Genomic DNA, 16,205 nt, shown 5'->3' with positions numbered 1-16,205 from the left:
TGTGCTCACACTATTAGTGGTGAGCCCATTCAACTGAATCTAAATCAATACCTTCTTGATGCATCTCCCAAAGTGGAGACATCTCACGTAGGCGACCGATAGAGTTTTTCATTAATTCGACGGTGTAATCAATCTCTTCTTCGGTAGTAAAGCGACCAATACTAAAACGAATTGAGCTATGTGCTAATTCGTCGTTACGGCCAAGTGCACGTAATACATAAGAAGGCTCTAAGCTTGCAGATGTACAGGCTGAACCTGACGATACTGCAATGTCTTTTACTGCCATAAGTAACGACTCACCTTCAACAAAGTTAAAGCTGATGTTTACAATGCCAGGTACTGATTGGTCTTGTGTGCCGTTAAAGTATACTTCGTCCATATCAGCCATAATACCGTCGATTAAACGATTACGTAGTGCGCTGATGTGTGCGTGATCTTTTTCGAAATCTTGCTTAGCAATTTTAAACGCAGTACCCATACCCACTAATTGGTGAGTTGCTAGTGTACCAGAGCGCATACCACGTTCATGTCCGCCACCGTGCATTTGCGCTTCAAGGCGAGCACGTGGTTTACGACGAACGTAAAGTGCACCAACACCTTTAGGGCCATACACTTTATGTGCAGAGAACGACATAAAATCAACTTTAAGTTGTTGCACGTCGATTAATACTTTACCCGCGCTTTGCGCTGCATCTACGTGGAACATAATTTTACGTTCGCGACACATTTCGCCTATAGTCGCGATATCTTGAATTACACCTAGCTCGTTATTAACGTGCATGATGCTTACAAGTACTGTGTCGTCACGCATTGTGTCGGCAAGTTTTTGCAGATCAAGTAGGCCGTTTTCTTCAACGTCCATGTAAGTTACTTCAAAACCTTGGCGCTCAAGCTCACGACATGTGTCGATTACAGCTTTATGCTCAGTTTTAGCGGTAATAACGTGTTTACCTTTTTTCTTATAAAACTGTGCTGCACCTTTAATAGCTAGGTTATTTGATTCTGTTGCACCCGATGTGAAAACAATTTCACGTGGGTCTGCATTAATTAAATCAGCAATATCTGTACGTGCTTGGTCAACAGCTTCTTCTGCTTGCCAACCAAAACGATGTGAGCGTGACGCAGGATTACCAAACTTACCGTCCATTGTCAGGCACTGCATCATTTCTTTAGCAACACGTTCGTCAACAGGCGTGGTCGCTGCGTAATCTAAATAAATCGGTAACTTCATTTCTCTCTCCGCTGCAGGTCAACCTTAAAGTTGACAGCTTACTTGAATGTTTTCCAACTGCTTAATTGCATTATTGATACTGTTATCTTGGCGCGATGCTATTTCTTTCACATCTGATTTTTCCACCAATTCAGCAAGGGTAATATTATTCAAAAATTCTTCTATGCGTGCGCTTAAGTCTGACCACAAATTATGTGTTAAACAGCGCATACCACTTTGACAGCCGGTATCGGCACCTTGGCAACGTGTAGCATCGACCGATTCGTCTACGGCGCTAATAATATCGCCAACAGAGATAACGCCCGCTTCACGCCCTAGTAAATAACCACCACCAGGCCCACGAACAGAACTTACTAAGCCATTTTTACGTAAACGAGCAAATAATTGTTCAAGGTATGACAAAGAAATTTCTTGTCGCTGTGAAATATCAGCAAGGGCTACAGGACCTACACCTGTGTGCAGTGCAACATCCAGCATCGCTGTAACGGCATATCTGCCTTTTGATGTTAACTTCATAACGCCCCCTGCACAAAGAGTGCAAATTTTAATTACCAGAGTAAATTAGTCAAGTATTATCACTTGATAAAAATTTGATTTAAAACTCTTACTTATTAAATTGTAGAGTTAACAAATTTTTTAATACCTGACCTCTTTGGTCAAGTATTACAGCCATTGTAATTACCTGAGTATTTTAGTCAAGTATTAGCTAGTTATTTAACCACTGGTTTTTATAACTAATCGCTATACCTAAGTTACTTAACCTGAACTCTGGTTACTTAGGGATAGACTTATTAATTGAAGTGAGAATACCGCGTAGAATGTTCATCTCTGCATCTTCTGGACGAGCACGGTTAAATAAACGACGTAGTTTTGTCATTACAATACCTGGGTGCTGTTTTATGATGAAACCGGTGTTAAATAGTGTCTCTTCAAGGTGGTCATAAAACAACTCAGTTTGTTTTGAGCTTGGGTAAACAGTGTCATCTTCTTCAACCTTTTTAGGTTGTTGATTTAAAAACGCCATACGCGTTTCGTAACACAGAGTTTGCACAGCCATCGCTAAATTAAGCGAGCTGTATTCAGGATTCGCAGGGATGCATACATGGTAATTACAAAGCTGTAATTCGTCGTTGCTTAAACCACTGTTTTCGCGACCAAATACTAATGCCACAGGGCCATTTACTGCTTCCGTAACTAGTTTTTCGCCACATTCACGAGGTTCAACCATAGGCCAAGAAAGCGTACGTGAACGTGCACTTGTACCAATTGTTAATGCACAATCGGCAATGGCTTCTTCAACTGTACCAACAATAACAGCATTACCTAAAACATCACTAGCACCTGCAGACAAAGCACTCGCGTGGCTGTCTATTTCACATGCAGGGTCAACTAAATACAGTTTTGATAAACCCATGGTTTTCATGGCGCGAGCCGCCGAACCAATATTGCCTGAGTGTGATGTGTTAACTAAAACAACGCGAATATCATCTAAGATCATTGCTATGCTACTTACCTATGCCAAAAAATTGCGCGAATTCTAACACGAAAGTGTAATAAGATCCTAGATTCAAAAGGCGAGATCCTAAGATCTGGCCTAATATAAGGCATCTTACGTGAGTGAATTCTTGTCGCTGAATTTATGAGATAACAACTGTGATATTAAAGAACAAATGCTTACATATACTTTAACAACCATACGATCATATAAAATAAAACGACATAGTTTACAGATCTAATGGAAATGGTTAGTAGACTCAGTACTGTAAACCAAATTCGTTAACAGCTGATTTTGAATATTTAATTTATTTTATCTAGAAGTAATTTAATCGCGGTGTGAAATTTGTAAGCGAGTAGACTCGGTAACTCTGCTCCCACATCTATATAAAAAAAGGAAAATTTCCCCGAGGACGAACTCAAAGGGCTGTGTATGTTTGGCAATCATGCTGCATTATCACCTATTTGTGCGGATAGCCCACACACCATGAAAAAACCAAATATACGGCTGTAAATTTAATCTCTAAAAATAAACAAGCTCTAACAATTCCAAATATTTATTAATTCAATTTAAGTAAACTTATAGCTTATATCAAAGATAAACCTTTATAAAAACATATAAATAAAACGTAATCTGCTGTTATACTCTTTTTATTCAGAGAGGGTCTTATTCTAGTATGGTTACAATTAAACAAGTGGCTGCCCACGCTGGTGTTTCATTTAAAACAGTATCTCGTGTTGTAAATCATGATCCCACTGTCAAGGATGCTAACCGTGAAAAGATTCTTCGATCGATAAAAGAATTAGGTTATCGACCTAATCGCGCTGCAAGCTTAACACGACGTAAAAAATCAAATATTTACGCTATTATCGCAGATGAATTACTTAGTGTTCCTTATACGTTTGATATTATTCGTGGTGCCCAAGAAATTGCTTGGCAGAAAAATAAAGAACTATTGATCCTCAATGTTAACGAAACCCAAGCGAGTATAGATAGAGCGATTGAAAGTCTTTTAGAGTATCGTGTTGAAGGCGTTATATATTCAGCAATGTACCATCGCCAAGTTATTATCGCTGATGAATTAAAAAAAATACCCACTATTTTGGCCAACTGTTTTCCTGCTTCGAATAATTTCCCCTGTGTTGTACCTGATGAACAACAAGCAGGTGAAGATATTACCGACGCATTAATACGTAAAGGCTATCGTCGAATTGCTTTTTTAAACTTAAATGAGAATATAGTTGCAGCTAAAGGGCGAAAACAAGGCGTTATAAATTCATTTAAAAGGCATGGTTTACCATTAGAAGATTTGCTCATTGAATCGGTTATTATTAGCCAAGCAGACGGCAGTGAAATTTCTACCTCAAGAGAGTCAGCCGCGCGAGTGATAGACGAGTTTAAACCTGATGCAATTATATGTGGTCAAGATCCCATGGCGCTGGAAATTTACTTTGTAGTGCATGACAAAGGAATGGTCGTTGGTAAGGATATTGGTATTGCCAGTTTTGATGATTGGGGCAGTATTCCACAGTTATTACAACCGAACTTAACCACCATGGCACTCCCACATCTTGCAATGGGACGTTGGGCAATGGAGTATCTTATAGAGCAGCGCACTGATATTGTTCACCACCACTTAGCATTTAAATTGATTGCTCGCGATTCGTTTTAATAACGTCTTTTTTTAATGTGAAAAACGACAATACGATAAACACACTGATAACCAAACCCAAATACTGGTAGGCTAGCGCAAAGCCTAAATGATCATATACAACGCCTACCACGACAGCTAGAATTGACGCCATCAATTGAGTCGTAAATTGAAAGCCAATTATATAGATCATTGCTGAATAACGAGCGTCAAAATGCATGTTTATATATTTAAATAACGCAATCAGCATAAGTGGTAATTCAATTGCGTGTAACAATTTCAATACGCTAATACTGATAGAGTCATTAACAATCCCCGAGCAATATATTCGTACCGCCATCAATACACCACTTAACAGCAACGAGTTTTTAACGCCTAAATAATTCACCCACTTTACAGCTAAATACAAAGCAGCAGCCTCAAGCATAACTTGCGCTGAAGTTAAATAGCCAAAAAACTCTCGACCTTGTTCTGGGGTGTCAAAAAAAGAAGTGTAATAAATAGCAAATTGCTGATCAAATACCGCATAAATACAACTTACACCGATCACAAATACACTTAAACGCCATAACCCCGTCGTTTTAAAAAATGACTTAAACTGTCGTGTAGAAGAAAAAGCCTGAGAAGGAACTCGCCCGTGATTACTTTTTGCGACTTTAACAAAAACTAATAAACCAATTAAACAGAGCGCTGCAATGCTTGATAACCAGTAATTTAAGTTGGGCGCTAAATTATAAGATAAACCTGCGAAATAGCTTGCTGCAGCCCAACCTAGAGATCCCCACATTCGCGCCTTACCAAATTCAAAATACGTGATTCGACTTTGTTTATCTATATAACTCTCAATTACTCCCACTCCAGCCAAAAATGCACATGAAAAAATCCCACCACCTAAGATCGCAGCCAGGTAAAACTGCGTTTGTAGCAGTGGTGCGTATACATAACTAACAAACGGGCCAATCAACATCATAAAAAATGCAATGAAGTAAAGCAGTGTTTTTTGTAAACCAAGTCTATCTTGAAAAATGCCATAGCAAGGCATCACGAGTAAAGCCATGATGGAATTAATACTAAAGATAACCCCGACTTTAGCACTATTGAGGCCTACCTCTTGACTAAGCCAAATCGGAAATAATGAAAAAGAAAAAGACCATGCCATAAAATAGACAAAGAAAATGACACTTAATAGCCGATAATTGCTACTCATATATCGCATAGCCTTGGAGAAAGGTTAATGACTCTATATTAATATAGAGCCATTTTGGAAGTTATTTTTCTATTGCTATATTATTTAAGCGAATGTCACTCAGTGATATGGACTGCTGAGCACTAACTTGTATTTTATCGTAAGGAGAAGTTGGAAAAACAATCGAGGTCATAGAGCTAACCCCCTTATTTACAAACACTTCTATCGATGCTTTATCTACCCATATATCGACATCGTAAGATTTAAGCCCAGTCTGTAATGGCGCAGTTTGTAAAGAAGCAAAACCATCTTCAAAGTCTTTTAAACCTGATTGTCTGCGATCAAGTACAAGCTGTCCTTGAGCTGGATTTAGCTGTAACTTAGTGTACTCACCTGTTTCAGAGCTAAGCAAGATATCAATAACTTGTTCAGTATTTAATAAACTAAAGCTCACCTTAAATTGCCCAGGTTCAACAGTAAAAAACTCATCTAACTGATAGCTCTTTGCGCCAGTTAGGGTTGCCTTTTGTTGTGTCTTACTCAATAAACTATTTAGCTCTTTAATAGGTTGGGATGCCAAACGCACGCCTGTTGGCGTTTGCAATAACTTTAATTCTCTGGGAATAGTCATTGCGCTGCGCCATGCTTCTGTAGGTACTTGATTTGCATATTGCCAGTTACTCATCCACCCCATAAATAAGTGTCTACCGTCTTGAACATCAGAAAAAGTCACGCCAGCATAATTATCTGTGCCGTAGTCTAACCATATCGAAGGTTCATACTTTTCATTTGCTGCTTTATCCGAAAATACGATATCAGCAATTTTTATATGCCCCCAATCACCTCGTTCATTGTCTACCACTTTAATATAAGCTTGCTGACCTTTTAAATGACTCACGTTCCAAGAACGTTCAGTCATAGTACCTGTATTATTTCCGCTTGCGGTTTTAACTATCTCGTCATTAACTAACAGCTGTATTGCAGTACTATTGTGATGCTTTCCGCCTGCAATCTTGAAGTTAATGAAATCGTGATCGATCGCAAATGATTTTGAGGTTAACGTGCCAATTGCCTTATCCGAACCTTTAAAAGAACTAGCAATCGTATTTGACGGTTGAGCATTAACTATATGGAATGCTTCACCTGATACTTGCCAATTTTTTAAACCACTTTTGAAGTCAGAAAAATCAAGTCCATGGGGGAAAACTGCTGGCGTTGCTGTGAGCATTTTTTGATAATCGCTATCAAGTACAAATTTTTCACCGTCGAAATCGCCAACAAAGTATTGCGTACCAGAGCCGCCATTTGGAGCGCCAGGGTTTATACTCACTAATAAAACATATTTATATTCATCAGTGCCTTCAATACGCACGCGAATCAGATCTGGACACTCCCATACACCGGCGTGACTGCCCCAATCAGCGCCAAAGTTACTTTCAAATTGCCATGTTTTTAAATCTTTTGAGCTGTAAAAGCCAATATGATCATCTTGAGCCAATACCATGATCCATTGCTGGGTACCCTCATGCCAATTTACTTTAGGATCACGAAAATCTCGGATCCCAGGGTTTTTCAATACAGGATTGTTCGCGTACTTTTTCCATGTACGACCCTTATCGATACTATAAGCGATGCCTTGTGTTTGAAAATCAATTGCCCCCTGTGCAGCCTTTTTATCGTCATGATAGGTAAATATAGCCACTAATGGTGGATTTTCTTTACTGCCAAAACCGCTACTATTTTTCCAATCAACCACCGCACTGCCTGAGAAAATAGTACCGAGTTCATCAGGAAACAACTTAATTTCTTGGTGCTGCCAATCAACCATATCTTTACTAATCGCATGCCCCCAATGCATTGGTCCCCATACAGATGAATCAGGATTATGCTGGTAAAATAGATGATACTCACCTTGGTAAAAAACCATACCGTTAGGATCATTCATCCAATGCTTCTCTGGAGTAAAATGAAAAGCGGGACGAAACGCCTCTTTACCAAGTTTATCTAAACCCTCATGGGTGGTTTTTTCAGTTTGGTTTGTCATGCTACATGCTGCCAAAAATGATGAAATTAAAACTAAATTAACGGTTCGCATCTAATGCTCCATGTTTATTATTGGTATCTGATGAAATAGCTTCTAAAGAACGTCCTTTTGTTTCTGGCATGAACCACGCAACAAAAATCAACTGCCCTAACATCATTAAAGTAAAGAAAGTGAACACTTCAGTTGCACTAAAATGTTCTAAGAAAAATGGCATAAATAAAGTAATTGCAGCGGCAAAAAACCAATGCGTACCAGAGCCCAAAGACTGACCTTTAGAACGGACTTTGTTAGGAAATATTTCCGCAATGAAAACCCAAATAACGGTACCTTGACCAATGGCATGAGCGGCAATAAAAACAAAGACAAACGCAACAACCGTTAAGCCACCAGAATCTGTACCAAACGCCCACGCCACCATAGAAAGAGAAATAACGTAACCAATTGAGCCAATATACATCAGTGACCGTCGACCATACTTATCAATCAAAGATAAACCTAGCATGGTAAAACATAAGTTAACCACGCCAATTCCTGCGCCTGAAAGTAATGATTGATTTACGTCCAGTCCAGCAAGTTCAAATACCCGCGGTGCATAATAAATAATAAAATTAATCCCTGATAACTGATTAAATGCAGCGAATAAAAATGCAAATAGTGCAGCCTTATTGTAACTACCTCCAAATAGTTTTGATTGATTGTTCTGTAACTTGTCCTGTTCAATTTCATTCAATACTTGGTCAGGATTTTCTTCACCTAAAGTGACTAAAATTGAACGCGCTTTCATTTTTTCATTTTTCTTTTGCACTAACCAACGAGGGCTTTCAGGTGCCTTAATAATCATTAATAAATAGGCTAAGGCAGGTATTGCTTCCACACCTAACATTAAACGCCAATCAATTGCGGATGTACCAGCGATTAAAAAATTAGAAATAAACGCAACTAAAATACCAAATACAATTTGAAATTGATAAAGTGCGACCAAACGTCCTCGAAACTTAGCTGGAGCAATCTCAGAAATATAGGCTGGTACAACAATTGAAGAAATCCCCACTCCCACACCACCAATAAATCGCAATATTGCAAAGCTGTAAACTTCAGGAGCCATAGCAGAGCCAAGTGCTGAGATAAAAAATAACACCCCAACTAAAATCAATGTGGGTTTTCGACCCCACTTATCACACGGGTAATTACCTGTTAAGGCGCCAAGGAGTGTTCCCCATAAAGCCGAAGACATAATAAATAGGCCATGAAATAATGAACTCGTATTCCATAATGCTTGAATAGGTTTATCAGCACCGGATATAACTGCGGTATCAAAGCCAAATAAAAAACCAGCCACAGCAACAGTGACTGACCAGTAAATAATTTTTTTCATAATCACTCTTAAAACTTAACAATTAAAAGGTGGGCCGAAACCCACCACTATTAATAACCTGGATTTTGTGTGTACGACCCGCCACTTAAAATCATTTGCTGGTTTGGAATAGGTAAATACTCATGCTTACCTTTAGTAAAAACAGCGTCGACTAAGTAAGGTTTACGTACAGCCTCAATTGCTAAATACTTATCAATAGTTTCTTTAGCTATCCCCCAACGAACTAAGTCAAAAAAGCGATGCCCTTCAAGTCCTAATTCTAAGCGTCGCTCAAAACGCAGTGCCTCTCTTGCTTGCTCTTTAGAATCAAAGCTTATATATGCGCCAATATTATAAATGCTGGCATTATGTAATTTATCGGTGCTTTGCTTAGCTCGTTCACGAATTCGGTTAATAATTGGCAATGCTTCGTCATACCTGTCTAACTCAATTAATGCTTCTGCTTTCCAAAGCAATACATCTGCGTAACGAATTAGCGGTGTATTTAATGAAAAAATAGGAAATGGTCCATTCTCACCGCGACAACTGCAGTCTGGGTGTTCAAGATCTTTCATTGCCGTAAAGTTGCCATATATGCCTGGAGCACGTGACCAACTATCACCGCCATGAATCAAGTTTTCGTCATACTTAAATGGCTTACCTTCCATTGCAACAGTATGATCTAGGCGAGGGTCAACTGAGTCAGTCGTCATGTCGTAGTTAAAATCGTTAAAAGAGTCAAATAACGGCAAGCCTTGTTGATCTGTTTTAAACGCATTAACAAAATTTTCTGTTGGAACGTGAAAACCACAACAACCAAAACCTCCAGCCATTGGTGCATTTAATGCACTAGGCCAACTACCACGACCATCTGGTGAACCGTCATTTAAAGAACGCTGAATAGCAAACACTGATTCTTTGCCATTCTCAGTTTCAAATAAAAAGTTATTTGCGTAATCATCAAACAAACCATATACATCGGCTTGTTCAATTTCATCAATGAGATTTACTACTTTTACAAGTTTATCTTTATTAATATTAATAACTTGATGTAATTCATTTTGCTCATAAGCCTGATAGAGCAATGTTTTAGCTAAATATGACTTGGCTGATAACGCTGAAGCTCGCCCTACATCATCTTGGGTTTGTGGTAAGTTGCCTGCGGCAAACTCAAAGTCTGCTGCAATCTTATCCCATAGCTCCTGATCGCTTAGCTCACGATTAGTTGCTGTAAGTATCTGATCTTGAGTCATCGTTTCATCAATCCACGGAATATGCTTATGATGAATTTTTAAGTCAAAGTAAAAAACACTGCGAATAAATCGCAGTTCAGATTGTTTTTCAGCGCTGTTTTCAATTGCATCGGGCGCATTTGCGATGACTGCTAATGCTGAGTTTGCTCTTGAGATCCCCGTGTAATTACGTGTCCATTTTTTATTATTCAAATCAATCAAATCTGGCGGGAAAGACTCCATATCTGGAACTATTGGCTGATATAAAGACAAAGCATGATAAGCAAATATATCACCGGGTCCATTACCACCTTTATGGGCATCTCCTGCGCGTAAGTTCCCTGTCGGCCATAAAAAATTAGGCGCGGTATAATGATCGTTACCTAGATATGAGTAAGCAGCAATAATCAACGCATCTACATTTTCACTATTAGAAACTTGTTCTTCGGTCAATACTCCCGAAGGTGCAACATCAAGATCAGACCCACCACAAGAAGCTAAAGAAAGAACAAATGTAGTTGCTGCAAATAGAGTTTTTATTTTTTTCATAATATGTGCTCGTATCGTTGTCGTTTTAATAAATCAAAAAGAAAGGTTCACGCCTAACGTGATACGTTTTGGAATTGGAAAGTTACTGTTTGGCGTCTCTGGATCCTGACTTAGCGTCCCGGATGGAGTAATGGTCAATAAGTTGCTTCCCTGCAAATAAATTCGCGCAGAACTAATACCGTATTGACTTAGCCACTGTTCATCAGGTGTATAACCGATAGATAAGTTACGGAGCTTTAGGTAGCTACCATCTTCCCAAAATAAGCTTGATTGACGGCCTTCGCCATTGTTATCAATTAAAGTTAATGCAGGTACATTGGTGTCAGTATTGTTAACTGACCATGCATCAAGAACTCGGTCGCCGTAGTTAGAGCCTATATTTAATGATGTGAAGTCAGTAAATCCACGCCAGCTATTACGTATTTCACCTCCCTCAACACCTTGCCAGAACATATTTAAATCCCAATTTTTGTATTTGAAATTCATGTTCAATCCATACATAAAGTCAGGATCAGTATCGGTGAAAAAGCTTTGATCGTTTTCATCAATCACGCCATTGCCGTCTAAATCTTTCCAGCGGACTCGACCTAAACCAGCCCCTGATTGCGCTGCGTGAGTATCTATTTCACCTTGATTTTGGAATAAACCATCGGCGACATAACCATAAATAGAGTTAATAGAATGACCAACAATCGTTTTATCATTGCCATTACCGCCGAATGAATTAACAACATCTTCTGGAAGTGATACAACTTTATTTTTAGCTGAAGAAATATTAAAACTAATATCGACATCAATATCACCATCTAAGCTATCAAAAGTAAGATAGTCGGCATATCCAATGAGAAACTCAAAACCAGAGTTTTCAATTGTGCCACCATTAACCCATTGCTGAGCGCCTTCGCCTAATGTTGCAAGTGGATTGGTTAAAGTTAAAATATCCTCTGTCGTTTTTTCAAACCAATCGATACTGCCGTATATGGTTTCGTAACGCATGCCAAAATCAAGACCAATGTTTGTTTGCGTTGATGTTTCCCATTTTAGGTCATCATTCCCCGTCTGTGCTTTTACAAACCCAGAAGGTAGCGTGCCGCCATTAGCCCCGCCTATATCATAAGCCGTTCCTTCATCTTGCTGATCAGTGAATAAGGATTGCGTTGCATAACGACTTAAATAGGTTGTGTACGTTGCATCTGTAGGGATTTCTTGATTACCTGTTTTGCCCCAACTAGCACGAAGCTTTAGAGTAGATAAAAACTCAATATCGTAGAATGATTCGTTACTAATCACCCAACCTGCAGAAATAGCGGGGAAATTACCATAGTTATTATTACTACCAAAACGAGACGAACCGTCACGACGTATTGTCAGACCTGCTAAATATCGATCATCATAGTTATAGTCCATACGCGCAAAATAAGAATTAAGAGACCATTTGTCACCATCCCCCTCCACACGAACATCACCAGTTGCTTGTGATAAATGAGCGTAATCGCGATCATCAGAAGCAAAACCAGAACCAAAACCAATAGACCCTTCATACTCGTAATCTATTTGTTCAGTACCAAGCAAAAACGTGAAATGGTTTGCATCTAAATCAAGCTTATACTCTGCGGTATTAGTCCAACTGAAACTGCTATTCCAATTTTCTGTCACTGACAGCTGATCACCATAGTTTAGTGAGCCAGCTTGAAAAGCACGGGTATAATTCCTGAAATAGTATTGTCCGTAATCTAAGCCGATAGAGCTTTTTAACGTTAAGCCCTCTATTGCTTCATATTCAACAAAAATATTCCCCATTAATTTATTGAATCTACTGACATTATCTCGATTCATTTCAATTAATCGAACTGGATTATCACGGTCAGTTACACCAGGAACCGGTCCTCCCCAGTCTCCATCTTCGTTATATACAGGAACGATAGATTGTTGCTCTATAGCCAAATTTAGAATATTACCGGCCAGATCATTAACCAAGTTTGACTCTTGGTTTGTCACTATAAAGTTCTCACCAATCTTAAGTTTATTTGTTAACTGATAATCCGAGTTAACGCGAAAACTAATTCGCTCAAATTCTGAGCCATCAACAATACCTTCTGAGCCGTAATATCCAAGTGAACTATATATCGAAGCTTTGTCTGAACCTCCTGAAACTGAAAAATTAAGATCCGTTACTTTTGCAGATCGCGTAACTTCATCAAACCAGTTTGTATCTGCAGGACGCTGCACCTGTGCAGCATCTGTGAACTCAGGTAAAACAACGTTGTTTAATTGAGGGTTATTAAAATCATTATTCCAATCATAAGTATAAAGAGAACTTGCTGCATTTGGATCTGACCTATCATTTACTGCAGCTTGCCAGACTGATTGTGATCTTTGCTGTGTATTTAATGGATTTAACTCATAATTAAAATCATCATATGACTGATTAAAAGAAAAATTGAAGTCGAGCCCTTCATTCCCTTTTTTTGTTGTAATAACAATGACACCATTACCAGAGCGAGCACCAAAAATACTTGCAGCTGCCGCATCCCTTAGCACCTGTATATCTGCAATATCGTGGCTATTTAGTTCATGCATGCCCGATTTAGTGGGTACACCATCAACAACATAAAGGGGATCGTTGTTACCTAAAGGTCCCAAACCTTGCCCCCGAATACGCACCGTTGCTGTAGAATCAGGTGAGCCACTCGTCGTAATTTGCAAACCAGGTACACGCCCTTGCAAATTTTTCATGATATTACCAGACGGCAAGTCAACGACATCTTCAAGGCTAACAGTGCTCACCGCACCTGTTAAATCTTTCTTTTTGACACTACCATAACCATATGAAACTTCTATTATTTCAATACCATCACTAGATATAGCTTTTTCTGGCAGCTTTTCAGCGGCAACAACACTGAGTGGTAACGTGCAGCCCAGTAGAATTGTATTAACACTAACTGCAAGTTTGTTTTTTCGAAATATGAGCATTGTGTGTGTCCTCATTTTAATTATTAATGTTGATTTCATCATACAAATTAACAACGTTGTCTTTTTATCGTGTGAATATATTTTCTGCACTCAAATTTTATGGTTACGCTTGGGTATAGAAAATAAACAACGTTGTCTTTTTAACATTTAAAAAACATCTAATCAATATAAATTAAAAATTATTAACGACAGCATTAATGCTTTTGAATGTTAATCTGGGATGGATAAATAATAATCAAGGTGTTATGAATTTATTGCGAAGTCAATTACCCAGCTTAAAGATAGCCACGATCCTAGTGCGGGCAATTATTTTAAATTATGGTTTCAGCGACAGACATCTATGTAGGAAGCTTATCGCGTTGTTATTTTTAAACCATTGCCGCCTTTACATACACATCAAAACGGTTCTTTTTGGTTTTAATTTGCATACTTGGGGTTTTGTCATTTAAAAATGGGGCGTAATCGGGACGTTTTACTACTACGCGCTTACTGGCGAGTGGGTAGGCGAATTCGAGTAAATCGTCAGCGTCGGTATCTGCACCAACAAGCTCTTGAAATACACGCATTTCTTTTTTTACTAATGCTGATTTTTCGCGATGCGGGAACATAGGATCTAAATAAACCACATCGGGCATGCTTTCACATTGCGATAGTAGAGTGTGGCTTGAACCAAATATAAGGCTCATGCTTTGCTTCATCCATGCGCCAATTTCAATGTCGTTATAAGCACGTTGCAAACCATCATACAATAACGCGGCGACTACGGGGTGGCGCTCATGTAATATAACGTTGCATCCAAGTGACGCAAGTACAAAACCATCACGCCCTAAGCCGGCAGTTGCATCAAGCACTACGGGCGTTGCGCCTTTATTTAAGCCAACCGCTTTGGCAATTGCTTGGCCTTTACCTCCACCAAACTTGCGCCTATGCGCCGCTGCGCCGGTTACAAAATCAACGTTGATCGCGCCTAATTTGGGTTCATCCGTTTTATATAAACTCAGGCCGCTATAGTCGTAATTCAGCCGAAAACCATTGTTTTGCTCTGCCCATTGAGCCAAACCAAAACGCGTTTCTAACTCATTTAAATAAGGGCGACACTCTTTAAAAGCACACTGAATAACCACTCTACACTCCGACGATAAAATACCTATTTAGTATATCAATCAGTACAGGTTAAAGCACTAAAATAGCTCTATATCGTTATTTTCAGTGGTATTTTGTAAGACAACTTCACTATCGTTACTACGCAAGCTAGCGAGTAGCCCATTACGAGTTTCACTAATTTGCTTAAGCTGACATTTAATAAATGCTAGATCGCTATTAGCAGAAGTAAACAACTGCATAGTTTTATCTAGCTTGGTAAAGTAAGGCGTTAAGTCACAAATATTATCACTCTCTTTTTGCACTTTAATTGCACTATCAAGCTCACTTAATTGCTCTATAAGCTGTTTAGCAATACTGTTTTTTGCCTGGCTCTGAGAATCTAATTGCTTCACTATGTCTTCAAGCACGATGCCTATTTGCGTGGCCTGTTCGTAGCTATTTTCATTATTTTGTATAGTGATCACTTTTTCATTGGTGATCTCCAATATGTGTGGAAACAAATCTTTGTAATGCCCAAATTTAGCGCTATCGTCAACGGGCATGTTTTTTATCAGTAATGATATTTTAGGGTAATTAATAATTGTGCTGGAGCTAATATCGACAAACCGCTGTGCATGCCTATGTTGTTCTAATAACTCTTGTTCTAATGGGCACACTGCACTTTGCTGAGAATAAAATATGCCTCTACTTTCATACCAAAAAACAACAACAACATCTAAATCTAAATGTGTAAAAAATGCTAAAAAATATTCGCTTAATGATGAGAAATTATTAGCATGATAACTTTGCCCAACGTAGCGTATTATTCGGCCCATATCACCTGATTCAGTCATCGCCATTTCGGCTGTTTTATTTGCGTGCGCTACATCATATTTTAACTTTATGCCTTGCTGTCGATATTCGTAAAGCACTTTTATACGCGCCATTAATTCTTCTGCGTTAAAAGGCTTAGCTATATAGTCAGATGCACCAGCACTGTAACCTTTAACACGATCAGCCAACTCAATGTTGGATGATAAAAACATAACGGGAATATCTTTGGTTAGCTCATTTTTTTTAATCGTTTGGCAAACTTCAAAGCCTGATTTACCCGGCATTTCTATATCGAGCAAAATAATGTCAGGGTTATATTTATTAGCGAGCCTTAAACCTTCATCCCCATCTTTTGCATGAATAATTTTACAAAACCCTGCTAAAGACTCCTCTATTATATGGTGAACCAACTTATCGTCATCAATTGCCAATATTAGCTTTGCCATGCCCTAGTCCATTTTATTAGGTATGTTAAGAGCATAGCTCGGTAGACTGAATTTACTAAAAATTTTAGTGAATAAGTTAAGGCGTATTGATCTTTGTGGATTGAAATCTGTCCCTAGAAAGAACCCA

Annotated in this window: 11 protein-coding genes; 1 reads left to right on the top strand and 10 read right to left on the bottom strand. The window is 38.7% G+C overall.

All coding sequences use genetic code 11. From position 1 onward, the window contains the following. Positions 1-13: 13 nt before the first annotated feature. The 3 genes from DC53_RS04665 to trmJ all read right to left on the bottom strand — a co-directional run bounded on the left by DC53_RS04665 (position 14) and on the right by trmJ (position 2,729). Positions 14-1,231 carry an IscS subfamily cysteine desulfurase gene (locus DC53_RS04665; RefSeq protein ID WP_002958425.1) on the bottom strand — a complete coding sequence of 406 codons (1,218 nt, stop codon included), beginning with the start codon at positions 1,229-1,231 and terminating at the stop codon, positions 14-16. 24 nt (positions 1,232-1,255) lie between these two features. After that, positions 1,256-1,747, bottom strand: a complete 492-nt coding sequence (gene iscR, locus DC53_RS04670; protein WP_002958424.1) for a Fe-S cluster assembly transcriptional regulator IscR — start codon at positions 1,745-1,747, stop codon at positions 1,256-1,258. 256 nt (positions 1,748-2,003) lie between these two features. Then, positions 2,004-2,729: a tRNA (cytosine(32)/uridine(32)-2'-O)-methyltransferase TrmJ gene (gene trmJ / locus DC53_RS04675; protein ID WP_007377676.1), complete on the bottom strand. Its 726-nt coding sequence runs from the start codon at positions 2,727-2,729 to the stop codon at positions 2,004-2,006. Positions 2,730-3,402: 673 nt separating this feature from the next. On the opposite strand from trmJ, the gene DC53_RS04680 reads away from it, so the two are divergent. Further along, positions 3,403-4,398, top strand: a complete 996-nt coding sequence (locus DC53_RS04680) for a LacI family DNA-binding transcriptional regulator (protein WP_008136301.1) — start codon at positions 3,403-3,405, stop codon at positions 4,396-4,398. Here DC53_RS04680 and DC53_RS04685 read toward each other — a convergent pair. The 7 genes from DC53_RS04685 to DC53_RS04715 form a co-directional block, all read right to left on the bottom strand. Continuing rightward, positions 4,370-5,584 (bottom strand): oligosaccharide MFS transporter, encoded by a 1,215-nt coding sequence (locus tag DC53_RS04685; RefSeq protein ID WP_081824585.1) that lies wholly within the window; start codon positions 5,582-5,584, stop codon positions 4,370-4,372. The two genes, DC53_RS04680 and DC53_RS04685, sit on opposite strands and share 29 nt — an antisense overlap. Before the next feature lie 61 nt (positions 5,585-5,645). After that, positions 5,646-7,658, bottom strand: coding sequence for a glycoside hydrolase family 32 protein (locus tag DC53_RS04690; RefSeq protein ID WP_008136303.1), 2,013 nt, complete (start codon positions 7,656-7,658; stop codon positions 5,646-5,648). Next, positions 7,645-8,982 (bottom strand): sugar porter family MFS transporter, encoded by a 1,338-nt coding sequence (locus DC53_RS04695; protein ID WP_008136304.1) that lies wholly within the window; start codon positions 8,980-8,982, stop codon positions 7,645-7,647. Before DC53_RS04695 ends, DC53_RS04690 begins: the two co-directional genes overlap by 14 nt. 50 nt (positions 8,983-9,032) lie before the next feature. Next, positions 9,033-10,742 carry a RagB/SusD family nutrient uptake outer membrane protein gene (locus DC53_RS04700; protein WP_008136305.1) on the bottom strand — a complete coding sequence of 570 codons (1,710 nt, stop codon included), beginning with the start codon at positions 10,740-10,742 and terminating at the stop codon, positions 9,033-9,035. Between the two features lie 33 nt (positions 10,743-10,775). Continuing rightward, positions 10,776-13,715: a SusC/RagA family TonB-linked outer membrane protein gene (locus DC53_RS04705; RefSeq protein ID WP_033031193.1), complete on the bottom strand. Its 2,940-nt coding sequence runs from the start codon at positions 13,713-13,715 to the stop codon at positions 10,776-10,778. A 368-nt stretch (positions 13,716-14,083) separates the two neighbouring features. Further along, positions 14,084-14,839: a class I SAM-dependent methyltransferase gene (locus DC53_RS04710; RefSeq protein ID WP_033031192.1), complete on the bottom strand. Its 756-nt coding sequence runs from the start codon at positions 14,837-14,839 to the stop codon at positions 14,084-14,086. A gap of 57 nt (positions 14,840-14,896) precedes the next feature. After that, positions 14,897-16,078 (bottom strand): response regulator transcription factor, encoded by a 1,182-nt coding sequence (locus DC53_RS04715; RefSeq protein WP_033031191.1) that lies wholly within the window; start codon positions 16,076-16,078, stop codon positions 14,897-14,899. Between the last annotated feature and the right edge of the window lie 127 nt (positions 16,079-16,205).

Source organism: Pseudoalteromonas fuliginea, assembly GCF_000690055.1.
In the GTDB taxonomy this organism is placed as follows: Bacteria; Pseudomonadota; Gammaproteobacteria; order Enterobacterales; family Alteromonadaceae; genus Pseudoalteromonas; species Pseudoalteromonas fuliginea.
This window is presented reverse-complemented; position numbering and strand designations above follow the sequence as displayed.